The organism is Floridaenema flaviceps BLCC-F50 (assembly GCF_041929275.2).
GTDB classification, from domain to species: Bacteria; Cyanobacteriota; Cyanobacteriia; order Cyanobacteriales; family Aerosakkonemataceae; genus Floridanema; species Floridanema flaviceps.
In genome coordinates this window covers 160392-185090 of record NZ_JBHFNR020000003.1, presented here as the reverse complement: position 1 = coordinate 185090, position 24699 = coordinate 160392, and the positions used below count along the sequence as shown (strand labels likewise).

At 42.6% G+C, this 24699-nt stretch carries 19 protein-coding genes; 8 read left to right on the top strand and 11 right to left on the bottom strand.

Features of this window, described 5'->3' with window-relative positions:
* Nucleotides 1-88: 88 nt before the first annotated feature.
* The 4 genes from glmM to ACE1CI_RS29920 all read right to left on the bottom strand — a co-directional run bounded on the left by glmM (nucleotide 89) and on the right by ACE1CI_RS29920 (nucleotide 3277).
* A complete protein-coding gene (gene glmM / locus ACE1CI_RS29935) occupies nucleotides 89-1585 on the bottom strand; it encodes a phosphoglucosamine mutase (protein ID WP_413262408.1) in 1497 nt (498 codons plus the stop codon).
* 421 nt (nucleotides 1586-2006) lie between these two features.
* Nucleotides 2007-2306, bottom strand: a complete 300-nt coding sequence (locus ACE1CI_RS29930) for a DUF7734 family protein (RefSeq protein WP_413262451.1) — start codon at nucleotides 2304-2306, stop codon at nucleotides 2007-2009.
* 43 nt (nucleotides 2307-2349) lie between these two features.
* Nucleotides 2350-2946: a DUF3177 family protein gene (locus ACE1CI_RS29925; protein ID WP_413262450.1), complete on the bottom strand. Its 597-nt coding sequence runs from the start codon at nucleotides 2944-2946 to the stop codon at nucleotides 2350-2352.
* 109 nt (nucleotides 2947-3055) lie between these two features.
* Entirely contained in the window at nucleotides 3056-3277 is a 222-nt protein-coding gene (locus ACE1CI_RS29920) for a Calvin cycle protein CP12 (RefSeq protein WP_413262407.1), read from the bottom strand.
* A 462-nt stretch (nucleotides 3278-3739) separates the two neighbouring features.
* Between ACE1CI_RS29920 and ACE1CI_RS29915 the strand changes: the two genes are divergently transcribed.
* Nucleotides 3740-4981, top strand: a complete 1242-nt coding sequence (locus ACE1CI_RS29915) for an FIST signal transduction protein (protein ID WP_413262406.1) — start codon at nucleotides 3740-3742, stop codon at nucleotides 4979-4981.
* A gap of 111 nt (nucleotides 4982-5092) precedes the next feature.
* On the opposite strand, the gene ACE1CI_RS29910 is transcribed toward ACE1CI_RS29915, so the two are convergent.
* Nucleotides 5093-6190 (bottom strand): metallophosphoesterase family protein, encoded by a 1098-nt coding sequence (locus ACE1CI_RS29910; protein ID WP_413262405.1) that lies wholly within the window; start codon nucleotides 6188-6190, stop codon nucleotides 5093-5095.
* 268 nt (nucleotides 6191-6458) lie between these two features.
* Between ACE1CI_RS29910 and trmB the strand changes: the two genes are divergently transcribed.
* A complete protein-coding gene (gene trmB, locus ACE1CI_RS29905; RefSeq protein WP_413262404.1) occupies nucleotides 6459-7106 on the top strand; it encodes a tRNA (guanosine(46)-N7)-methyltransferase TrmB in 648 nt (215 codons plus the stop codon).
* Nucleotides 7107-7369: 263 nt separating this feature from the next.
* Here trmB and ACE1CI_RS29900 read toward each other — a convergent pair whose 3' ends face one another.
* Nucleotides 7370-9301, bottom strand: a complete 1932-nt coding sequence (locus ACE1CI_RS29900; RefSeq protein ID WP_413262403.1) for an ArnT family glycosyltransferase — start codon at nucleotides 9299-9301, stop codon at nucleotides 7370-7372.
* A 234-nt stretch (nucleotides 9302-9535) separates the two neighbouring features.
* A complete protein-coding gene (locus ACE1CI_RS29895; RefSeq protein ID WP_413267964.1) occupies nucleotides 9536-10099 on the bottom strand; it encodes a hypothetical protein in 564 nt (187 codons plus the stop codon).
* Between the two features lie 217 nt (nucleotides 10100-10316).
* Here ACE1CI_RS29895 and ACE1CI_RS29890 point away from each other — a divergent pair, with 217 nt between their 5' ends.
* The 3 genes from ACE1CI_RS29890 to ACE1CI_RS29880 all read left to right on the top strand — a co-directional run bounded on the left by ACE1CI_RS29890 (nucleotide 10317) and on the right by ACE1CI_RS29880 (nucleotide 15508).
* Complete coding sequence (locus ACE1CI_RS29890; RefSeq protein ID WP_413267965.1) at nucleotides 10317-10652, top strand: DUF565 domain-containing protein; 336 nt, start codon at nucleotides 10317-10319, stop codon at nucleotides 10650-10652.
* A 4-nt stretch (nucleotides 10653-10656) separates the two neighbouring features.
* Nucleotides 10657-11715, top strand: coding sequence for a glycerate kinase (locus tag ACE1CI_RS29885; protein WP_413267966.1), 1059 nt, complete (start codon nucleotides 10657-10659; stop codon nucleotides 11713-11715).
* Between the two features lie 559 nt (nucleotides 11716-12274).
* Nucleotides 12275-15508 carry a PAS domain S-box protein gene (locus ACE1CI_RS29880; protein WP_413266662.1) on the top strand — a complete coding sequence of 1078 codons (3234 nt, stop codon included), beginning with the start codon at nucleotides 12275-12277 and terminating at the stop codon, nucleotides 15506-15508.
* 71 nt (nucleotides 15509-15579) lie between these two features.
* Here the strand turns inward: ACE1CI_RS29880 and ACE1CI_RS29875 are convergent, their stop codons facing one another.
* From ACE1CI_RS29875 to ACE1CI_RS29860, 4 genes are all read right to left on the bottom strand, one after another.
* The gene (locus ACE1CI_RS29875) at nucleotides 15580-16716 is read right to left on the bottom strand and encodes an NF038122 family metalloprotease (protein WP_413266663.1); all 1137 of its coding nucleotides are present in this window, start codon (nucleotides 16714-16716) and stop codon (nucleotides 15580-15582) included.
* Nucleotides 16717-16955: 239 nt separating this feature from the next.
* Entirely contained in the window at nucleotides 16956-18401 is a 1446-nt protein-coding gene (locus tag ACE1CI_RS29870) for a protein adenylyltransferase SelO (RefSeq protein WP_413266664.1), read from the bottom strand.
* A gap of 134 nt (nucleotides 18402-18535) precedes the next feature.
* Nucleotides 18536-19057, bottom strand: a complete 522-nt coding sequence (locus ACE1CI_RS29865) for a hypothetical protein (protein WP_496615921.1) — start codon at nucleotides 19055-19057, stop codon at nucleotides 18536-18538.
* Between the two features lie 57 nt (nucleotides 19058-19114).
* On the bottom strand, nucleotides 19115-21388 hold the full coding sequence (locus tag ACE1CI_RS29860; protein ID WP_413266666.1) for a RelA/SpoT family protein: 2274 nt from the start codon (nucleotides 21386-21388) through the stop codon (nucleotides 19115-19117).
* A gap of 279 nt (nucleotides 21389-21667) precedes the next feature.
* Here ACE1CI_RS29860 and patD point away from each other — a divergent pair, with 279 nt between their 5' ends.
* From patD to ACE1CI_RS29845, 3 genes are all read left to right on the top strand, one after another.
* Nucleotides 21668-22072 carry a heterocyst frequency control protein PatD gene (patD, locus tag ACE1CI_RS29855; protein ID WP_413266667.1) on the top strand — a complete coding sequence of 135 codons (405 nt, stop codon included), beginning with the start codon at nucleotides 21668-21670 and terminating at the stop codon, nucleotides 22070-22072.
* A 174-nt stretch (nucleotides 22073-22246) separates the two neighbouring features.
* The gene (locus ACE1CI_RS29850) at nucleotides 22247-22813 is read left to right on the top strand and encodes a TFIIB-type zinc ribbon-containing protein (protein ID WP_413266668.1); all 567 of its coding nucleotides are present in this window, start codon (nucleotides 22247-22249) and stop codon (nucleotides 22811-22813) included.
* A 117-nt stretch (nucleotides 22814-22930) separates the two neighbouring features.
* The gene (locus tag ACE1CI_RS29845) at nucleotides 22931-24673 is read left to right on the top strand and encodes a dipeptide ABC transporter ATP-binding protein (RefSeq protein ID WP_496615920.1); all 1743 of its coding nucleotides are present in this window, start codon (nucleotides 22931-22933) and stop codon (nucleotides 24671-24673) included.
* The last annotated feature ends 26 nt before the right edge of the window (nucleotides 24674-24699 follow it).

Genomic DNA, 24699 nt, shown 5'->3' with positions numbered 1-24699 from the left:
GCCGAAACTTTTAGTATAATACTATACAAATAGCCAAAAACACCGTCACAGTTGCAACTGCGACGGCGGCAACAGGTAAAAAAGTAACTTAGGTAAGTAGGTGTTGTTGAACAGTGAGAACTAACTTATCTGCCCAGTGATGAGTCAGTTCAGCATTAGCCGCTTCCACCATCACCCGAATTAAAGGTTCAGTACCAGAAGCGCGAACTAAAACCCGTCCTTGTCCAGCCATTGCGCTTTCTGCTTGAGCGATCGCATTAGTCAAAGCATCGCAATTTTGCCAATTCAAACGAACTTCCCGATCTTCAACTCGGACATTTTTCAGGATTTGGGGATAAGGTTGGAAACTTTGGTCTACCATTTGAGTTAAAGAAGTTCCTGTTTGCTTGACGATCGCCGCCAAATGCAACGCCGTCAACAAACCATCGCCACTAATTCCATAATGACGGCATAAAATATGTCCAGATTGTTCGCCACCTAACATCGCATCCTGACGCACCATTTCCGCGTGAACATACTGATCGCCCACAGCTGTCCGCAAAAATTGACCACCCAAATTTTTCCAAGCTAGTTCAAAACCCAAATTAGCCATTACCGTAGCCACAATCATATTTCCGGGTAACTTTTGCCCCTTAGCTAAATGTTGTCCCCAGAAATAGAGAATATAATCCCCATCTACAACCCGTCCTTTAGAATCTACAGCTAGGACGCGATCGGCATCGCCATCAAAAGCAAAACCCAAATCCGCTTGATGAGTCTTTACAGCTGCCTGCAACGCGCCCAAATGAGTAGAACCGCAGTTAACATTAATGCGATCGCCATCCGCCAATTCATGCAAGCAAATCACCTGGGCACCCATCGCCGTAAACACGGACGGCGCTATCCCCACAGCCGCACCCCAAGCCAGATCTAGCACCACTCGCATTCCCCGCAAATCTAACCCAGCTTGCAGAGGTTGAGTCAGAGAAGCTGCATAATCTTTCAATAAATCCCGTCGTTGGTAGTGTTTACCCCAACTATTCCCAGTAGTTGCCGAAAATTCCCGCTTCCCGCGCAAACTAGCTTCAATTTCTGCTTGTAATTCCTTGCTCAGTTTATTACCACTGGGCCCAAAAATTTTAATTCCATTATCCTCTGGCGGATTATGACTAGCGGAAATCATCACCCCGCCCAAAGCACCCGAAACACTTGCCAGATAAGCCACACCCGGAGTCGGACAAATACCCAAATCCCAAACTTCCAACCCAGCCGCAGTTAACCCAGCAGATAAAGCCATTGCTAACATATTGCTGGAATTTCGCGTATCTTGACCAACAATTACGGTTTTATTACCAGTTTGTTGGTCACAAAAGGTCGATCGCAACACCTGACCACAATGTAACCCTACCTGCAACGCCAGTTCCGCAGTTAGCAAGTCCCCAACTTTCCCCCGAATCCCATCCGTGCCAAATAAAGCCGTCGATGGCAGAGCAATAGAATGGTATCCTTGGCTAGGACTCGGTTGCGGCAATTTTACTGGCTGTACTAGAGATAATCCTAATTCAGCACGTCCAGAAGACTGAGTTTTAACAGGGGTTGAAACCATAAGCTAAAGTCACTCCACACATCACACTTACTTACTAGTGGAGGATAGCACTTTCGGGAGCTAGTCTAAAGTGGTTAACGCTTTTTACTTCTTCCGATTGACTATTTGACCTGATTGTAATTCTGGATATATGGTATTTATATGTATTTTCTGTAAAGACACAATTAAGTAATTGTAAGTAAGCAAGTTAATCTAGCCCCATATAAATCAGAAATTACACCTAATACTGATTCGCAAGGGAAAACACTGGTGCAAGGGGACTGGGGACTAGGGATTGGGGACTGGGATTGGCGATCGATTTGCCAGCAGTCCTATATCTGTCCCCTGTTCAGGAGTTCCCTGTTACCTCTTCCCGAAAACAACACTCAAGCGAAATATTACGGTTTACTCCGTTTTATGGCGTTTTGATTATAGTCCTAAATCAGACTCCTACTTCTAATAACAGATCTTCCATATTTTCCCAAGTTAAATCTTTCTGTATATAGCGAGGTGCTGCGGGATTATAGGGACTGGCTAAGCGATCGACACTGATAATCTTTGCCTCATCTGGCAACACTGGCACATCAGGATCGCTAGCCGTAGGATTCATTAAAGAACTGGAAAAACCCTTAAAAATGGCTATTTGGTCTTCCACATCCCCCATTTGCACATTCACCAGCAAAACCTCTTGGGGACGTTTTTCCGTATATTTTTCTAACCGTCTACCAATAGAATTACTCATCATGACCCGGGGACTCTGAGGACTTTCTTGGAACCTTCTTTAATTATTGTTCAATTGCCGATCGCCCTTGTTTCCCCAATCTAAAAAACAAAAAGTAACCAAAATACGCCACATAAAATACCAGCGCCATTAAGCCAATAAATCCCAGAAAACCCGCCCTAGTATTAGCGTGGAAATATGCTTTAAATAAAAACGGTGCTTCCTGCCAAACTTGACAAAACTGCTCATCCATCGCCCCCGTTGAAAACGCGCAACGTAGGAAGGGAATTTGCGCGATCGCTCCTAGTAAACTATAAACTGTAATTGCCCATCGCCAAGAAGTTACACCCAACCTCAATTTTCGCTCTGGCAAATCATTAATCTCCTCATTAATATCCTGCCAAAACCACAAAGAAGCCGGAATTAATAGCCTCCCCACAAAAGCCGTAATAAAACCAATTGACCAACCACCGATCAACAAATAAATCGTAATCAAGAACAAACTAGCAACTCGCCAGTAAATAATCATCAACCTCTGCACCGCCTCGCTTTTTTCCACAAAAGCCCAAACCAGTAGAATCAGAGGAATAATCAAGGTAAATAATACCGCTAGTCGGTAATCCATCCAAACTAACGGTCGAAACCAAATGTTCTCTTGCATCATCTCCTAACTGCTTCACAGTAAAAAATTGGCAACTCGAACTCATTTTACAGAGTTCGGTTGCAGATGTTACTTACTAATTTCATTTACCAATGGGAACTAACAAAAATTAGTCCTCATATAGCCGACACTCAGCAGCATCCGGGTTATCATCACAGTATTGAGCAAAAGAAGTTTTGGGTTTCGTTTGTCGCTGATGTGAAGCTTCTGCTTGTAATTCTTCCACTGCATCCCAAGCCGCAGCACACTCGCCCGATGCCGCACCCTTAGAATCACATACGTTACGAGCTTGTTCCCGTTCTTTTTCGATTTGTTGTTCGATGTTGCTCATAGATCTTGTCTTTGTTTGAGGATTTTCTATCTTTCAGTTTAATCTCAGCTTTTTACCTCTAAAATTTTGTCAGAGGCATCTATACTAATGAGATCCTAACTGTCTATTCTTACAATCAGCTTCTTCATTAGGTAGGAATCTGAGCTTATTTCTTAAGATTTAGGCGTTCCTGAATTTACAGGATGTAATAACGCCCTGTATCTTTAGCAGTTTTCATCTTATCATTTGTTTACATAAAGCAACTAGGATGAAAACCGTAACATTTCGCTACTACTCAAATTACAAATTGGTTGCTATCCTACCATACAATTAACATAGAACATAAAAGAAGGCAGAAGGCTCCAGGGCAGAAGGCAGAAGGGTTCGATCAACTTTTTACCTATTTTCAACTGCTCAATTATTTCTGCTAGGCTGTGATTTCAGATAGCGTAAAATCAGGAAATAGGACGTGACGGTAAACCCATGAGCAACCAAATTAGATGGGCAAATGCCCTCTCCACCCGTCCCTCTTTGGAAGCGGCTGTCGAGGAAGTTGTAGAACGTACAGAACAATCATTACAAGCATCAGCAGACTTAGGACTGGTGTTCATTTCCTCTGCTTTTGCTAGTGAGTATACAAGGTTAATGCCCTTACTCCAAGAACGATTATCAGCAAAAGTACTAATTGGTTGCAGTGGGGGCGGTGTAATTGGCATGAGTCGCTACGGCGAAGCCCAAGAAGTAGAAGGGCAACCAGGATTAAGTCTGACTTTGCTACACTTGCCAGATGTAACAGTACAAGCCTTTCATCTCCTACCAGAAGTTTTACCAGATTTAGATAGTTCTCCCGATAATTGGGTCAATTTAATTGGTGTTTCACCGGAAACTCGACCTAATTTCATTATATTTTCCGATCCCTTTCTATCAGGGATCAACGATCTCCTAGAAGGTTTAGATTATGCCTATCCGGGATCAATTAAATTAGGCGGATTAGCTAGCGGTGGTAACGTTAGAGGTAATGTAGCTCTATTTTGTAATTACAAACTCCATCGCGAAGGAACGGTAGGAATTGCCCTTAGTGGTAACATTATTTTAGAAACAATTGTGGCTCAAGGTTGCCGTCCCATTGGTGAGACTTATCGCGTTACCCAAGGGGAAAGAAACATTGTTTTGGGATTGGAAGAACAAAGTAGTAATGCTTTTGGGAGTGATAATTCTCGTCCACCTTTAGAAGTGTTGCGAGATTTGTTACAAGGGTTAAGTGATACCGATCGCCTATTAGCCCAAAATTCCCTATTTGTTGGTGTAGCCAGAGACGAATTTAAACAGGAATTACAACACGGAGACTTTTTAATTCGCAACTTGTTGGGTGTCGATCCCAAAGCAGGCGCGATCGCAATCGGCGATCGAGTCCGTCCCGGACAACGCATCAAATTTCACCTCAGAGATGCCGACGCATCCGCTGATGATTTAGAAATGATGCTCAACCGTTATCTACAACAAACCCCCGCTGATGCTGATGCCATTGGCGCTTTCATATTCCCCTGTGTAGGCAGAGGCGAAGGGCTTTATGGTCGCCCTAATTTTGACTCCCAATTGTTCCGTCGTTACATCAAAAATGCCCCCTTAAGTGGCTTTTTCTGTAACGGCGAAATTGGCCCCGTCGGAGGTAGCACCTTCCTTCACGGTTATACCTCCGTGTTTGGCATTTGTCGCCAACCTTAGAAGAGGTGGGGAGATGAGGGGATGGGGAGATGGGGAGGTGGGGAGATGGGGAGGTGGGGAGATGGGGAGTTCTTCCCGAACCCCTAACCCCTACCCCCTAACCCCTAACCCTTAAAGCAACAACGTAGCGTAATTATCAATCATTGCGGGAGTTCGATCGCTCCCAGTAGCACTAAAATTTTGGAAAAAGCGCCTAGCTTTTGGGGGGAAATTTGGATAATCAAATATGGCATCACCAGCCGCGATATCTGCCCAGAAATAACGTAAACTGGGGGCTAATTCGCGAGCAGTTTCTAAGGGTAAACTTAAAGGTGGTTCGGTTAATAAACGCAGCATAAATTGGAGAGAGCGATCGCCCATCCACTCCCGCGAAAACTTCGGTAAATCAGGCCATTCCGGTAAACAATCAATTCGATTACTTTCAACTTGTAACCATTTTCTCCCCAACTCATCAACCCGAAAATGTAAAATTCGATAAGGGTGAGGATAACTCACTAAAGAACCAGTCGTAATATCATAAATTCCCCGATTGTAAGCAATATCTTGAACGTGCAAATGCCCAGTAAACACCAACTGCACCTTTGGGCGCAAAAGTTCTAACAACTGGGGGGCATTTTCTAACATATATCTGCGCCCCATTTTATGTTGAGATTGTCCCGGCAAATGTTCCACCACATTATGATGAATCATCACCAAAATTACATCTTCCGTAGCAGTCGCCAAAACACCTTTTAACCACTCTAATTGAGTATCATCTAAACGTCCGATTTGCTCGCCTTTTTCATTAAAATTATTAGAATTTAAACCAATTAAGCGCACTCCCGGCAAAATTTCACAAGAGTAATAAAGTTGTTTCGGGTCATCATAACCAAACTTTTGATAATAACTCGGAAAATCTGCCCAACTAATAGTTTTTTCATCACCTCGGAAAACAGGTACATCATGATTTCCCGGTACAACGTAAACTGGAAAAGGTAACTGCGCCAACCGCTGTTCTAACCAAGCATGATTCTCCCGTTCACCATGTTGAGTTAAATCTCCTGGTAATAATAAAAAATCTAGGTCGAGTTGCGCCAAATGTTGAAAAATTAATTCTAAAGCTGGAATGCTAACTTCTACCAAATGAAACCGATGAGGATTGTCCCAAATGGTGTGAGGAAGGGCGATGTGTAAATCGCTAGCCACTGCGAAGCGAAATTCTAAACTCATGATGGCAATAAGCGAGTTAAATGAGTAAAACCTCGATCGAATGGAACTAAAATAAGCTGTCTAGATCCCCGACCTCCAGATACCCGACTTCTTCGAGAAGTCGGGTATCTGGAGTTCTAGATCCCCGACTTCTTCGAGAAGTCGGGGATCTAGAAGGCGAAACTTTTGCTCAAGTACCATTCAACCTTGATCCCCGTTGAGTATAACTAATACTGAGCCCTTACGACCTCTGTCTGTATAGTTTATTTGCGAAAAAGGAGTAAAAATTTTGGCAGCTGTCCGAGTGCGCCAGCACGTTAACCCACTAAGCAAAAAGTATCAAACGCCGACAAGTCCCCCAGACTGGAGTCAAATTTATGCCGATCTGGGTCAACCAATACATTTAGACATTGGTTGTGCTAGGGGTAGATTTGTGTTGAGCATGGCACAGATCCAACTTGATTGGAATTTTTTAGGGTTGGAAATTAGAGAACCTTTAGTTGATGAAGCAAATCAATATCGGGATCAATTAGGATTGGCAAATTTACATTACTTATTTTGCAATGTAAATAATTCTTTGCGCCCTCTCCTCAGTTCCCTTCCTCCCGGAAAGTTGCAGCGAGTAACAATTCAATTTCCCGATCCTTGGTTTAAAAAACGTCACCAAAAACGGCGCATGGTACAACCAGAAACGGTAGCTGATTTAGCGAATTATTTGGTGATTGGTGGCGAGGTGTTTATTCAATCGGATGTGGAAGCTGTGGCGATCGAAATGCGCGATCGTTTTCAAGAACACCCAGCTTTCCAAAAACAAGGCGCAACCGAATGGTTAACTCAAAACCCCCTCCCAGTCCCCACCGAACGCGAAATCGCCACCTTTAATAAAGGGGAACCTGTTTATCGCGTCTTGTTCCGAAAAATTGGGACTGGGGACTAGGAAAGTTTTGAGTTCTTAGCTTCGTTTGAGAGAGTTTTGAGTTAGTTTGGGGAGTCAGAGAGTTTTAAGTTTTGAGTTTTGAGTTTTGAGTTAGTTTGGGGAGTCAGAGAGTTTTAAGTTTTGAGTTTCCCTTGTCCCCTTGTCCCCTTGTCCCCTTGTCCCCTTGTCCCCTTGTCCCCTTGTCCCCTTGTCCCCATCCCCCCATCCCCCCATCCCCCCATCCCCCCATCTCCCCATCTCCCCATCTCAAGAGTCCCCAATTCCTAGTTCCCTGAAATCTGCACTCGAATTAACTTATAAGCTTTGGTTTTAGCTAATACTTGATGGGGAGTAGTATCGAGTAATTCACGATCGACTTGGTTGGATTGACTGAGGATTAAAACAGAAGTGCGATTTGGGTTAGCAGCAGCGGTTTTTTTCATGTAATTAAAGGTTTCGTTAAAACCTTCCAAATACTTGACATTTCGTTGAGTGTAGAACACCACACTGGGTTTTTTAAAGCCAATCATAAACAACTCTTCCCCTGGGTTTTCTACTTCTTTGATAACAGCAGATAATTCCCGTAAAGGCATTTGTCTGGCGCTATCCAAGAGAAAAGAGGCGGGTGTGAGGACAAAAGTTAAGAAGGCGACAAAAGCGATAAAATTGGCAACTACTAAGAATGGTAAACGGCGACGATGTTGGAGTAAAAATATTAGGGCGATCGCACTAATCCCCCAAATCAAAAAACCTCTGAATGCTAAACCTGATTTTTCTAACAACTGGCGCAAATCAGGTATTGCTGGATCGTATCCCAAGATCCGGGGAAGATAGAGCAGTAAACCTGCAATAGCAATACATAAAACTACGTTGAAAATTCCACTCCAAAACAAACCTTTATTTGTTTGGAACTTCTCCCGATCGGTAATCAGAAACTTTTCCGAAGCCACAAAAGTTATTTGTTCGCTAAACAACAGCGCCACTAAAATTGCTGCTGCTGGCATTAATGGGATAACGTAGCTGGGCAACTTAGTTACCGCAATCGTAAAAAAGCCGAAAATCCCAAAAAACCAAGCCAAAGCAAATAAACCAAGCTGACTGGAACGGGCAGAATTTCGCCATTTTTTCACTTGCCAAAAGCGCAATTTTGCGATCGCCAAAGGCAGATAAATTGACCAAGGGAAAAACCCAACCAACACCACCAAAAAGTAAAAATACCAAGGTGCAGAATGGCGATTCACAACTTGAGTGAAGCGTTCAACATTGTGATAACCAAAAAACGCATCAATGAAAGCATTGCCATTGCGTAAATAGCACAAGATATACCAAGGGAGAGCGATCGCACTAAAAATTAAACTACCCCAAACCGGGCGCATTTCTCGCCAAACTTCCCGCCAATTACCCAAATAAATCACAAAACCAGTAATAATTATCGCTGGTAAAACAATCCCCACAGGGCCTTTAGTTAACACCGCCAAAGCACTTAAAACATAAAAAGCTATATACCAAGGCGAAATATTTAAAAAGAAACTTTTCTGGTTTTCGGAATAATTACTTTCATCTTTTGCCGCATAACCAATAAAAAAGCAGAACAAAGATGTACCGATACAACCACTGAGCAACATATCAGAAACACCCGTTCTCGCCCAAGCAATTGTAATCGGATTTAAAGCAATTAAAGCCGCAGCAATCCAAGCACTTAGGTACTGGGGACTGGGGTCAGAGGTGGGGGGGTAGGTTCGGTCAGAGGAGGTGGAACCAGTTGTTGATGTAGATTTGGGATTCTCCCCATCTCCCCATCTCCCCATCTCCCCATCTCCTCTGGGGCTAGAAAAACCAAACCGTTGCAGGGTATAAAAACCTCCAGCCGTCAAAGCTAGTGCAGCTAAGGCAGAGGGGAGTCTGACTGCCCACTCGTTGACACCGATTGTTTGGTAGGCGATCGCCATCAGCCAGTAAACTAAAGCTGGTTTGTCAAAACGAGTCTCACCATTGAAATAAGGCGTAATCCAATCCCCCGTCACCACCATTTGCCGCGCCGCTTCCGCAAACAAAGGCTCAGTCTCATCCACTAAGCCAACACTGCCCAAATGCCAAAAAAAGGCTAACCAACCAATCAACAACACCCACAAAATCGAGAGTACCCACACCATTTTCGGATGCGTCTCCCAATACTTCTGCAAAGGAATAGTAAAGCGCTCAAAATACAGTTTCATGCAGCCTTTAACCGTCGGTAAGTAATCCTGCTCAGTTTTGTTGCCAGACTTACTTTAGCGAGAAATGGCAAATTTTGGTTAAGGGGATTGGGGAGGTGGGGTGCTCCGGGTGCTCCGGGTGCACAAGGCAAAAATTCTCAAGAGTCCCCTTGTCTCAAGAGTCCCCTTGTCTCAAGAGTCCCCTTGTCTCCTTGTCTCAAGAGTCCCCTTGTCCCCAGTCCCTCTAGCCATCGATCATGGTTGCAAAATTAACTGCCACTCTGACTTTTGGCGATTCCAGACGGGTGAAGATGTTTCGCCTACAACATAAGGACCCCAGTAGCGCCCTGAACCATCTTGAGCAAAGGCAACTAGAACATCTCCATTTTCTAGCTGTACAATTCCTTTGGGTAAAGAGAGAACTAATCCTGTGCTTGCACCTTCTTGGGGAGCAAAGTCCCAGTGTCCTGGTTCACCGTACACTGATTGTTTGACGGTAGCAGATTCCTGTTTTCTCGCTCCTACCTGTTTTGGTAAAAAGGCAACTCTCACCGGATAATCAGTTTGATTACTCAAGCGTAAAGCTCTCGGAGGCGTTTTTACCGACGTTGCTCTTGGATTGACTTTTGTCGTAGATTGGTTGTTGGCGACTGACTCGATCACAGCGGAATCCCGATTTGATAAGGAAACTGGAGAAAGTTGCGGCTGTGTTTGCTCAACAGTAACGCTGATTTGCCACCGACTCAGGAGCAATGCCACAAGTACGAATACAGAGCTAACGCTAAAGATAGTGTAAACTTGCCATTTCGTTAGATTCATAGTTTTTTAGATATAACTATTTTTATGTTTAAGAGGTGATAATTTTGTCATAACAGATCCCCGTTCAGATGGAAACGGATTTGGGCTAAATAAAATAACCTTTAATATAAATGACTAAGCTCAGGACGGTAAGTTCGCAGTTAATCTTAATTTTCCCGTCAGGAATCATAAAATGTTAAATAAGTTTCCCTTTCTCTCCTTATAATTATTTCTGGCAATGCAAAACACTCGTCTCAATACTTTAGTTGTTTCTACTAGCAATCAGCTTGGCGCTTGGTTTGGCAACCCTTGGCGACGGTTATCATTACAATTAATCTGTTTGTTGCTCGGCTTTTTTCTGGGAACGGCAGTTTCTACGGAAACGGGTCAATCTGCCCAATGGGATGTGCCAGCGGCGGGTGTTTTGGTAATATTTACTGAGTTATATAGTAGATTTTTTTACACAACTAGAAAGCCGGGAGTACAACGATCTTTATTAGCTGAATCAATTAATTTGCTCAAAGTTGGTTTAACTTTTAGTTTGTTTATTGAAGCGTTTAAACTTGGTTCTTGATGCTATGCCGGAACTAAACAGGGAATCATTAAGAGAAATCCTCGAAAATTGGGTTTCTGGTAATAGTTTATCAGCTTCTTCTTGGGAAAAACTACTGGTTTGGGCTTTAGCTGATGAGTTAAGGGCAAAAGCTTTTGGGATTACATCAGAAAATGTAGCCGAGTTACTGGATTTCCGATCGCACCTCTTCTCCCAACTCCACTCCCAAGTTATCCAATATTGCCAAAACAAAGGTTTCACTAGTCGCCCTTTAATTCTCGAAACTCTCTGGGAATTATGGCTACCTTTGGCAATCCAGTTAGCAACTTGGCGGCGCGATTTACCACGTCCTTTAATTCAAGGAATTTTGGGCGGACAAGGCACGGGAAAAACCACTTTAGCAGCTGTTCTGAGTTTAATTTTAAACCATTTGCGGCTCGAAACTATAAGTATTTCGATCGATGACCTTTACAAAACCTACACAGAAAGACAAGAACTACAAAAACAAGACCCTAGATTAATTTGGCGAGGGCCTCCGGGAACTCATGATGTAAATTTGGGAATTGAAGTTTTAAATCAATTGCGCCAACAACAAACGCCTGTAGAAATTCCTCGCTTCGATAAATCTCTGTGGCAAGGTGCAGGCGATCGAACTACACCAGAAATAGTTGAAAAAGCCGATATTGTATTATTTGAAGGTTGGTTTGTGGGAGTGCGTCCGATCAATCCGACCACCTTCGATTCTGCACCTGAGCCAATTGTAACTTTGAGCGATCGCACTTTCGCCCGTGACATCAATTTTAAACTCCAAGAATACGTTCCTTTGTGGCAACTTTTAGATCGTTTAATTGTACTTTATCCCGTCGATTATCGGCTTTCCCTGCAATGGCGCAAACAAGCCGAACAACAAATGATTGCATCTGGAAAAACGGGAATGACAGATGAAGCGATCGAGCAATTTGTGCAATATTTTTGGCGCAGTCTTCACCCAGAATTATTCATCAAACCATTAGTTAAAAACCCAAACTTAGTCGATTTAGTTATTGAAATTAATTCCGATCATTCTGCTGGTGTAGTGTATTAATTAAACTTATTCTTTCTCTACAAAAAGCGATCGTTATTGCATATCGATCGCCTCAACCTAAATATTAATTTATATCCTTCGGTAGATGACTTAATTACATTCGTACTCTAAGTGCTTTATCCTGCAAGTCATACTAAATCCGGGTGAAAAACCCCTTTTTCTGGGGAAGGGGGAAGGGGGCAGGGGCAAGGGTTTTTGCTCCGGATGTGGTATTACCTTTAAAGCCAATATCCTGCTTCCCCTTCTTCCCCTTCCCCTTTCCCCCTTCCCCCTTCCCCTCAAAAATAACGGGGGTAACTAACCCGGATTTGGTATCAGATAGAGTCGCAATACAGACTCTCATATACTATTCAGTAGAAAGTGTCATGGGACAAGGAAGTATTTTTTATTTCACGCTGCCATTACAAGATTAGCGATCGCCCAAACTAAAAAATCAATCCCTAACTTAGGATAGATAACTTAATGGCAGTGATTATTTAGGTGTTTTATCCTTACAAATAGAGAAAAGTTGCAGAACTGATTATTACCTGAACTTGCTCAGAAGGTTTTACTGCCGTTTATGCCGTCGCCCCTGAACTTTTTTTTACCACGCTTTCAGGTTAATTCAGCAAAAATCCCGCTGCGGTGGTTGCTGGTAGTTCCGTTTATCTTGCAAACTGTGGGAGCAGTGGCACTAGTGGGATATCTGTCTTACCGTAGTGGGCAACAAGCAGTAGAGAAACTCGCTCATCAATTAATGAAAAATGTCGGGCTGCAAGTTACCCAGGAACTCGATCGCTATTTGCAAAATGCCCATCAGTTCAATCAACGTCAGATTACAGCGATCGAATCCGGGGTAATCAACCTGGAAAACCTCGATCGACTACATCGATTTTTAATCCTACAACATCGGCAGAATCAAGAACTGACAACACTTTTGTTTGGAACTCCCCAAGGCGATTTGCGAGTCAGTCATCGCGTCAGCAACAGAGATTATGGAATCACAACACATTTAAAACCTGGAGAGTTGCCCTTTGAAGCCGCTATTTCCAAACCATCCAACCCTGCCATTAATCATACTTATAGCGTGAATCAGGCAGGGGATTTGGGGCGCTATTTGGAAACAGTTAAAAATATTGATGTGCGCGATCGCCCTTGGTATCGTCAAGCGGTGAAAATGGGAAAAGCAGGTTGGACTAGCCCTTTTCAAATTAGTAGCACTAATATTTTGACTCTCAATGCTTACACTCCTTTTTATAATAAATCACGTCAATTGTTAGGAGTCTTTTCTGTTAATATTAGCCTCAATCAACTGAGTGATTTTCTCCGTCGTTTAGAGGTGGGAAAATCGGGGAAAGTGTTTATTATCGATCGCAACGGTTTGTTGATTGCTGACTCAACCGCAGAAAGTTCTTACTCAGTATCGGGGAAACCTGACTTAAGTGGAATAGCTGAACCGGGAACTTTGAAATTTAAGCGTCGCTTACCTTGGGAAACTCCTAATCCTGCAATTCAAGATTCTTATCAGTATTTGCCAACAAAATTTAGTAATTTGACAATAATAAAATCGCCGCAAGCCTTAAATTTTCAAATTCGTGGTAATCGTTATTTTTTAACCGTTTACCCCTATCAAGATAAATATGGGTTGGATTGGTTAGTAGTAACAGTAATTCCAGAGTCAGATTTTATGGCAGAAATTCAAAGCAATAACCGCACCACTATCTTACTCTGCTTGCTGACTTTATCAATGGCGATCGCATCAGGATTAATTCTCGCCAATCGATTTACTACTCGCATTACTCGCCTAAATCAAATTAGTCAGCAACTCGCATCTGGAGATTTAACCCAGCGATTGCCAGCCAATAGTTTAATTATTGAAGTCAGAGAATTGGCGCAATCTTTTAATCTGATGGCAGATCGGTTAGAAGAATCTTTCGATCGCCTTCAGAACTGTCTAGAAGAGTCAGAAAAAAAGTTTACCACTGTTTTTCGTACTAGCCCTCAGCCAGCCTGGATTGCTACCCTAGCAGAAGGACGCTGCATTGAAATGAACGACAGTTTCAGCAAGGTTTTGGGCTATTCCCGAACAGAAGCGATCGGCAAAACCTGTGTTGAGATGCAATTATGGACTGATTTGGCAGATTTACACCACTTTCGCGCATCCCTGCTTCAGTATGGCAGAATAGATAATTTTGAAGTTGGGTTTCGCACCAAATCAGGTGAAATTAAAACAGTATTGCTATTTGCCAATGTCACTCGCTTGGATGAGCAAGATTGTGTAATCGGGGTGTTAAGCGACATTAGCGCTCGCAAACAAGCCGAAATCGCCCTACAAGCTAGTGAAACCCGTTTTAGGACAGTCGTAGAATATGCGCCAGATGTATTTGTGATTTACGATCGCGATCGACGCTTGCAGTATGTCAACGAGCGTGCTATCAAGCGCACCGGATGGACTTACGAAACCTTTATCGGTAAACGAGATGAAGATTTGTTTCCCAAAGAAGTCACCTCTACCTATTTGCCAATCCTACTGCGAACCGTCGAAACTCGCACTTTTGGGTCGGGAGAAGCCACAATTCAACTACCAGGACAAGAACCTTACACAATTCTGGTAAAGTATGTCCCGATTTTGGATCGACAGGGTGAAATTGGGCAAATTTTTGGCATTACGATTGATATCACAGAACGCAAACAAGCAGAAATCGCCCTAAAAACCAGTGAAACTCGCCTCCGGTTAGCATTGAAAGCTTCTGGCGCGATCGCTTGGGAACGCGATCTAGAAACTGATGAAATCTTGTTTACCAACATTGTTACAGCGTACATCCCGGAAAACATCCCCTATCAGCAAGCAATGGCATTAGTTCATCCAGACGATCGAGAAGCACTCGATCGAGCTAATCAAGAAGCTATTGCTCAAAGAGGCACATTTCAGATTGAACATCGCGTCGCAACTTCCCTAAAAAACCCGGAATGGCGATGGTTTCAAGTTAGTGCTAGAGTTCTCACTGACAGCACAGGTAAACCAACTCGGATCGTGGGAATGTCTGTGGATATTACCGATCGCCGTCAGCTTGATGCCATGAAGGACGAATTTATTTCCATAGTCAGTCACGAACTGCGGACACCTTTAACTTCCATTCATGGTTCCCTGAACCTTTTAAAATCGGGTGTGTTGAAAAATAAACCGGACAAAGCGCAACAGATGTTAGAAATTGCCGTAAAGAATACCGATCGCCTAGTACGTTTAGTCAACGATATTCTCAATTTACAGCGATTAGACTCTGGTAGAGTGCCGCTAGCTAAGGAAAACTGCCAAGTTAGTGAATTGATCGAGCAAGCAGTAGAATCCGTCAGAGCGATCGCCGACGAAGCGGATATCACTCTAGAATGGCACGCCGTATCTGCCGCAGTTTCCGCATCTTCCGACGAAATCATTCAAACTCTCATCAATCTTTTGGGAAATGCGATTAAGTTTTCCCCACCCCTAAGCACTATTTGGGTAAAAGCCGAAATTACCAACAATTTGGAGCGGCGAATTTCAGCAAAATTTCCCAACCTAGAAGATACCATTCCCGCTTCTTATATCCTGTTCTCAATTACAGACCAAGGGCGAGGCATTCCAGCCGACAAACTCGAATCGATCTTCGGACGCTTCCAACAAGTAGATTCGTCAGATTCTCGTCAAAAAGGAGGAACAGGTTTAGGGTTAGCCATCTGCAAAAATATTATTCAACGTCATCAAGGAGAAATTTGGATAGAAAGTGTAATGGGGAAAGGAAGCACTTTCTACTTCACACTTCCAATGGGAGATTAGCGATCGCTAAAATCTAAAAATTAACCTAACATCAATTACAATTCGATATTGCTTCAACTTCCGGGTTGAAATCAACAATTACTCTGCCGTTTGCCTTTTAATAACAATCCTGCTCCCAGTACCATCAATCCTACTACAGTGCTAGGCTCTGGTACCGCACGGCGATCCCAACCGATAACATCGAATAGCATTACATCGTTATTTGTAATAAATCTTGGTTGCGTTCGGCTGAGAACTGGCGAACTGTAACCAGGGTCCATAATACCCAAGTAAACACCTGTAAGGATATCATCTTTCCAATGACTTGCTTGCCGTCGATCGCCCAGAAATTGCCCAGTGGAAAAGCTGGCGATTCGGGTGTTTCCGCCATCGATCGAGAAATATTGGTCAGTTGAACCAGCAGTCAAATCAATGACGCTCTTTCCGTATTGAATACTGTTACTAGAAAAACGGAAAAAATCTGCTGTCGTGGGAAGATAATCATTTTCTGAATACTGAGAAGTCTGTTTCAGAAAACCAGCAACGTAGTCAATATCATCAACACTGCTGATGAAACCTAAAGCATGACCAATTTCATGTGCGGCGACACTGATGAAATCATACTTATCTGCATCGATACCATCAGTGCGATCGAAATCGAAGTTGAACAAACTGCTGAATGCGATCGAACCATCGCTATCAGCGTTATCAGCTGGGAGTAAACCAAGAGCTTTCGCATTAGCTCCTGTTAACAAAGCCAGACGGTTATTATTACTATTATTGTTGTCAAAGTAGGGTGTGGCACTACCCGAACCGTTAGGATTGTTTGCCGTGTAGTTGATCAACATATCCAATGCTGAACCTGTTTGAAGGTTACTGACGGCAATAGCATCATCAGTGGAAGTCGCATCCAAAGACAGTGCATTACGCAACACACTATATGAGCGATCGTATAATGTTGTCCCAGTCTCCCCAAGAACACCAGATCCTAATGCCCGATAACCAATGTCAAGGTTGACGGTGACATTATCGATTAACAAGTCAGACCAAAGATCTGAGGCAGTCTGAAATCCAGCCAGGGCTCGCGGATCGATGTCGGGTGAGTAATTAAACTTGAATGTTAGTGCTTGGACGGCTGTACCGCTCAAACTGATTCCCGCCGTAAGACTAAAGGCGATCGGGGTTAGTAACTTTGAGCAGATCCTTTTAACAGCAGAGTTGGCTTTCATATTACGGGATACTACTTAGAGTAGATGAGAACGCTTACCGATAAATTAGTTAGTTAAATCCCTCTAGATTAGTTACTTCATTTCCTCTAGAGGTTGTTCTTCGTCATATAACTTCACATAAATTGTCTCCACCCCTACTCAAGTACGAGAAAATACTTACAGCAGGTACAGAGAAACCCGGTTTCTTGAAGAAACCGGGTTTCTGGGTGTACTTCATCAACCTGGAATTTGCTGTATATTTAAATTCCCAATTGAATTTTCCGCACCAACTCATAAAAAGGTTCCCAATTATCCTCATTAGTAATCGGTTCCCAAATCGCTTCTATTTGCGGTCTAAGTAACACAGTTTTCGGATTCCAACGCTTCATTCTCGCTGCAACTTCTGCCATTTCCGACTGGGGTAAATTCTGCAAAACTCGATGATACAAACTCCGCCAATTCTCCAAACTCTCCCGATTTTCCAAACCTTGTAAAAAGTCCGGTTCACTCAAAATTGAATTAACATCCTCGCGCCAGTTACGGGAAAACAAATCAGTAATTTCCCAGAAAAAAGCATGATAACCAACTTGAGTATCTCCTAAAACCTGAATAGTTGATTTTAACAACTCTTCAGCTTCCGGCATTGGCAAATTTTCTAAACCCAACTTTCGTAACATTAACTCTTGATAATGTTGGGCATAAAATTCCGAAAACTTCTCCAATGCCGCTTCCATATCTGCTTTCGACATTACCGCACGCAAAGGCACTTGCAGCATTTCCAAATTCAACTGGCAAATAGCAGGTTGATAACCGTAACAGTAGCGACCATAATAGTCAAAATAAGCCGCTGTAAAAGTGGGATTATAAGTAGGAATAAAAGCATAAGGCCCATAATCAAAACTTTCCCCTGTAATTGACATATTATCAGTATTTAAAACTGCATGACAAAAACCTGCCGCCATCCATTGCGCCACTAATTGGGCTACTTTTTGCACTAATTGGGCATAAAATAACGCATAACGTTCCGATTCATTTTCTATCTTTAATAAATGAGAGTAATAAATTTCAATTACATGATCTAACAGCTTTTTAATTAGATCGCTGCGTCCAATATAATGTAACCTTTCAAAAGTACCAAAGCGGATATGAGAACGGCTAAAACGTACCATTACTGACGATCGCGTTGGCGAAGGTTCATCCCCACGCCACAGAGATTCCCCAGTTTCAATCATGCTGAAACAGCGGGAAGTTCTCACACCCATTTGATGCAAAGCTTCAGCTGCCAAAACTTCTCTCACTCCCCCTTTAAGCGTTAATCTCCCATCACCGCCACGCGAGTAAGGAGTTCTTCCCGATCCCTTAGTTCCAAAATCGTAAAGTTCCCCATCTATTCCCCGAACTTGTCCGTAAAGAAAACCTCTCCCATCTCCTAAAGCTGGGTTATATTCACCGAATTGATAGCCATGATAACGCAAAGCTAAAAAAGGTCTAACACCTTGAAATTGACCAAAAGCTTCGATAAAATCTTGGTCATCAACTTTTTCTGGATCTAATCCGATTTGGGGTAGTAAATTGTCATTGCGAAACCGTAAAATATGCTGGGGAAATTCTGCTGCTGGAACGGGATCGTAATAATCTTCACCCAAGTTTTCTAATGCTGGTTCGTATTTCAAATTTAAGAAAGGATTAGCAACATTTAATTGCATTTCATCTACCCCAAAAAAACTACCTAGATCCCCGACTTCTTCAAGAAGTCGGGGATCTAAAAACTTTAAAAACTAGCCTCCTAAGATTACCATCATGAGTTTACCAGTTAGCTGAAATGTTTGCTTACTAGTACTTACCGACGGTTTTGGTTTTGGTTTTGGTTTTGTTGAATTTGCGCTTCCAACTTTTTGAGTTGTTCTGGAGTCAGAACCGATCGGATTTGTTGGTTAGAAGCCTGTACAATTGTACCAATGCGAGATTTTTGATCTTGAGAAAGGTTCAATTGTTGCAGAACTGGGGCAGCATTTTGACCAGAACGCATTGCTTGACTAAGCATAGTACGCTGGTCTTGGGTTAGTACTTGCTCAATTTTTTGTTGTCTGTCAATTAAAATACTGCGGATTTTTTGGATCTGATCTTGACTTAAACCCAGTAATTCTTCAACACTCTGAGATTGACTGTTTGGTTGAGCGTTTGGTTGAGCGTTTGGTTGAGCGTTTGGTTGAGCGTTTGGTTGAGCGTTTGGTTGAGTGTTTGCCCCAGGAGTAGTGTTTTGTCTGGGAGACTGTTGTGAAAGTGCAACTTGAGAACCTATTGTAGCGAGGGCTACAACGCTAGCAAATAGGGAAACGAGTTTGGCGGAAGAAAAAGCCATTCAAAAAATCCTAAAAAAACAACAACAATAAAGTGGTTTGATGAAAGAGTGTACTATCTATTCATCAACTTGGCTGACGCGACGCAGGTTTAGGATATCACTCATTTTTTTAATTTGAGTGAAGATACGTTCTAATTGCTCATGATCGCGGATATCAATACCAAGATCGATTACAGCTGGTCGGCCTTCAAAAGTCCTAACCTGAGCATTTCGCACGTTGATGTTATTATCTGTCAAGCGGGACAGAATATCTTTGAGGACTCCCACGCGATCGAGCACTTCAATCTGGATATTAACTGGATAAGTCTGCGGACGAACAGAATCCTTGTAAGTGTGATTCCAGCTAACAGGTACGAGACGATCGCCTTGGACACTTTCCACATTCGGACAACCCTGCCTGTGGATAGAAATGCCTCGATTACCTCTTGTTACCACACCGAGAATCGGTTCACAGGGAATAGGATTGCAACACCCAGCTAGATAATGAAGCAAACCCTCAATACCAACAATGGGAGAACAGGAACTACTGTGACTGGACTTGTTATTGTTGGTATTCGCTACAGAACGTGACGTTGTAGGCAGTAAAGAAGTTTCCTCTGTTGCGGGTGCAATTGGTTGCAAGGCTTTCACTGTTTCTCGCATCCGATTTACCACCAAGTTAAGGGTGACTTCGCCGTAACCTAAAGCAGCTAGGAGATCGTCAACGCTGTGATAGTTACATCGTTCCGCAACTGACTGCATTTGTTCGGATTTGATCACTGCCGAAAAGCCACTTTTGCCAAATTCCTTTTCTAAGAGTTCTCTTCCCCTGGCTACATTTTCGTCGCGATGCGATCGCTTGTACCATTGCCGAATTCGGTTCTTGGCACCAGTGGTTACTACAAAGTTTAGCCAATCTAAACTCGGATGACTATTTTTTTGAGTCATAATATCCACGATATCGCCATTTTTCAAGGGCGTATCTAACTGCACCATCCGACCATTCACCTTCGCGCCATAACAGTGATTCCCCACTTCTGTATGTATCCGATAGGCAAAATCTACCGCTGTCGCACCTTGCGGCAAAGAAATTACATCTCCTTTGGGAGTAAAAACAAAAACTTCATCAAATTCTAAGTTATCTTTGACGTTTTCCAGGTATTCTTCCGCATCTTTCAGTTCATTTTGCCATTCCAGGAGTTGGCGCAACCAAGTAAACTTTTCTTCATCAGCAGTGACGCGACTGCGATTAGATTTACCAGTTTCCTTATATTTCCAGTGCGCTGCAATCCCATACTCTGCTATATGGTGCATTTCCAAAGTGCGGATTTGGATTTCTACAGGTTTACCTATTGGCCCTACTACAACGGTATGTAAAGATTGATAGCGGTTAGGTTTTGGTAAACCAATATAATCTTTAAACCGACCCGGAATCGGTGTAAAGGAATCATGAACCACAGCCAAAGAGCGATAACATTCCTCGTTTGTTTCTACAATTAAGCGAATGGCAGCTAAATCGTAGATTTCGTGAAATTCCTTTTGCTGTCGCTGCATTTTTTGGTAAATGCTGTAAAGATGCTTGGGACGACCACTAATATCTAATAATTTAATTCCAGCTTCATCCAGTCCTTCTTTGAGGACTTCTTGAACTTTACCAAGTCTAGCTTCCCGATCGGTCCGTTTCTCCGCGACCAATTCTTGAACTTGGCGATAGGATTCTGGTTCTAAATATTTAAAAGATAAATCTTCTAATTCCCACTTAAATCTACCGATCCCCAAGCGATTTGCCAAGGGAGCAAAAATTTCTCTGGTTTCTTGAGCAATGCGACGGCGTTTTTCATCTGGCAGATGTTCTAAGGTTCGCATATTATGGAGGCGATCGGCTAACTTGACCACAATCACCCGAATATCTTTCGCCATCGCCACGAACATTCGCCGGATATTCTCCGCCTGTCGTTCTGTCTTACTAGAAAAGTTATGGGAAAACTTGGAAAGTTTGGTGACACCTTCCACTAATCTGGCGACTTCTGCACCAAAACGCTGTTCAATTTCTTCGACTGTTACTTCGGTGTCTTCTACCACATCATGTAGAAAACCCGCCGCTATCATCGCACTACCGCCACCCAAATCGCGCAACAATCCGGCGACAGCAACGGGATGACAAATGTAGGGTTCTCCTGATTTGCGGTACTGACCTTCATGGAGTTGGTAAGCAAATTCAAATGCACGACAAATTAAGCCTATATCATTGGTGGTACAAGCTTCGGGGTTCGCACAATTAGCAGATAAACATTCCTGTAACCAGTCAGGAATGACGCAATTGATAATGGGAGTTGGCGCGACTGCGTTCATAATGTCGAACTTCAAACCTTAAGGATAAAAAGATTTCCACGAATTCGGTTCTATCAGCTTGTGAGCAATTTTGTCCCAAGAGGGTTGAGTACCCTTACCTTGGTGAAAATAGCATTAGCATTCATCAAGGGCTGTACTTTAAGAATATTGTTAACGTAAGGAATCAGAACTGCCCAAATCCTAAAACTTGGCTTAAGCTATGTCTCATCCCTAGTTAAATAAGTGTCTGCATTAATGAAAACTTTTGTTACATAAGATTGTATCTCAAGCATTTACATAATGTTGCCAAATTCATTTCGCGATCGCTATCAGAAATTTTTACTAGCTATTGAGCATTGCCAAAATCTGCTCAATGGTTACTCATCTATGTCACAATCACCAGAAAACCAACAAACCGCAGCCACAAGCTCAGCCAAACTGGAGTTAAAACAGGATTTCGCTCAATTACAAGCAGTTTTTACCGAAGAAATTGCCAATTTAAGTTTAGATGACTTAGAACCAGCCATAGCCTCTCGCTTACAATCCTACCTAACAGAAATCAACAAGCAACTTCAACTACTAGGAATTGATCTCACCTTTTTACAAGCTTCTCGCCAAAGAGCCACAGCACAAACCAAAATAGCCCAAATCCGCACTCGTCTGCAAACCCTAACAAATTACTCTCAAGGGATTTTAGATCTGTAGGTTTTGTACGGTGTGTCAGAACAGCGGCTTCTTCGTTTAATTTAAAGATTATCGGTCTGACGCACCCTACGATCGCTGAACTTAAGGAAAAAATATTTTCTCTCTAAGGCCACCGTAGTAATATCGAAACTGGTTCAATATTATCGAAGAGTTTCCCAGAGGATTGAAAAAACCGTGCAGTGTCCCAAAAATCAGCGTGTAAGCTTAGTTGACGGTACTTTATCTGATAAATTACCCGTCAAACATTGCCCAGATTGTCAAGGAAACTGGATTTCTCACACTAACTACGAAGAATGGATATTATCTCAACCCCCAAGATTAGCTGAACCAAAGTTAATGGCTAGTAGCTCTGTCACAGACTCCAATTTTGTCCCCTCCCCTAATGATAATCGTGCAGCACTATGTCCCGAATGTCAGCATTACCTAACAAGAGCTAGAGTTTTCTATAACCGCTGTTTTTATATCGAGCGTTGTATGCACTGCGGCGGAATTTGGTGCGATAAAGGAGAATGGGAAGTTCTGGAAAAACTAGGTTTACATACTAATATTGAACAAATGTTTTCTCATGAATGGCAATCAAGGGTGCGGGAGATGGAATATGCAGAAAAAGAACGTCAAGCGACGGAAGCAAAACTCGGTTCAAAAGTCGCATCATTGGTTTTTGAATTAGCAGAAATCCTGGAAAATCATCCTAATGGCGATTTTGGTGTTGCTTACTTAATGCGGCGATTTAATAAGTAATTTGATTAGTCATTGGTCATTGGTCATTGAGCAATGACGGTGATAACGACTAAAGTCATTACTACGAACTTATTATGATTATATAACAAATGACCAATGACAAAGGACTAATGACTAATGACTGGTGACAAAGTTATCTTTGCTGTAGAAAATTTGCGCGTAGCTTATCCTCAAGCTTCATCAATTTCTGAAAATATTCAATGGGCTGTTGATGATGTTTCTTTTACTTTAAAACCTGGTGAACGTCTGGGATTGGTGGGAGAATCTGGTTGCGGAAAGTCTACTTTAGGACGTGCAGCAATGCGTTTGTTACCTACATCAACGCGCATTGAAGGAAGAGTAACTTTTCAGGAGCAATCAGTTTTCGATCTTTCGCCTTCCCAGTTGCGGCGCTTTCGGGGAGAAGCGGTAGCATTGATTTTTCAAGATCCAATGACTCGTCTCGATCCTCTGATGACTATTGGAGAACATTGCATCGAAACTTTGAAGGCACATCAACCTGAATTATCTTCTCGTCAGGCGAAGGAAAAAGCAATTGCTACTTTAGAAGCGGTGAAAATTCCTGCTAGTAGATGGGCGCAATATCCCCATGAATTTAGTGGGGGAATGCGGCAAAGAGTGGCGATCGCACTAGCCCTCCTCCTCAACCCTAAATTAATTGTAGCAGATGAACCAACTACTAGTTTAGATGTTACCGTTTCGGCGCAAATTTTAGATGAATTAACTCGGCTTTGTCGGGAAAGAGAAATGGCTTTATTGTTAATTTCTCACGACTTGGCAATGGTGGGCGAATATTGCGATCGCATGGCTGTAATGTACAATGGGAAAATAGTTGAAACTGGCAAAACTGACTCAATTATTTATCATCCTCAGCATCAATATACACGATCGCTTCTGCAAGCCGCTTTGCATTTACAAGCAGTTGATGAGAAGGAGCTCCAGGGGCAGAGGGGCAGAGGGGCAGAGGGGCAGAGGGGCAGAGGGGCAGAGGGGCAGAGGGGCAAAAATCCGATTTTGCAAGTTAAAGATTTGAAGCAATATTATAGTTTAGAAAGTGGTTTGATTGAGAAATTATTGGCTCGAAAAAGTCACACTATTAAAGCAGTTGATGGGATTAATTTAGAACTTTATCCAGGGGAAATTTTAGGATTAGTGGGAGAATCTGGTTGTGGTAAAAGTACCTTATCCAGGACAATTTTACAATTAATTCATCCTACCTCTGGAAAAGTTGAATTTTTAGGAAAAGATCTTACTACTCTTCCTCGTGAGTCAATGCGACTGACAAGAAGAGACATTCAAATGATTTTCCAAGATCCCCATGCTTGTTTAAATCCTCGGATGACAGTAGGACAAAGTATTTCCGATCCCTTATTTATTCATAAATTAGCAACTCCCACCGAGGCAAAAACTCAAGTATTAGAAATGCTGAAAAGAGTGGGATTAACACCAACAGAAGAATACTATGAACGATATCCCTCTGATTTATCTGGAGGACAACAACAACGGGTAGCTATTGCTAGAGCATTAATTACTAGACCAAAATTGGTAATCTGTGATGAGCCAGTAAGTATGTTAGATGCTAGCGTACAAACCCAAGTTTTAGAATTAATGTTGGAATTAAAGAGAGATTTTGATTTAACTTATTTATTTATTACTCACGACCTTTGGGTAGCGCGGTTTTTCTGCGATCGCATCGCCGTCATGAATAGCGGTCAAATAGTAGAAATTGGCCCAACTCACCAACTTTTCACCAATCCCCAACATCCCTATACACAAACATTATTAAAAGCTGCCCCTTTGTTGGCAGAGGGGCAGAGGGGCAGAGGGGCAGAGGGGCAGAGGGGCAGGGGGAGCTCTTGAGCAGGGGAGCTCTTGAGCAGGGGAGA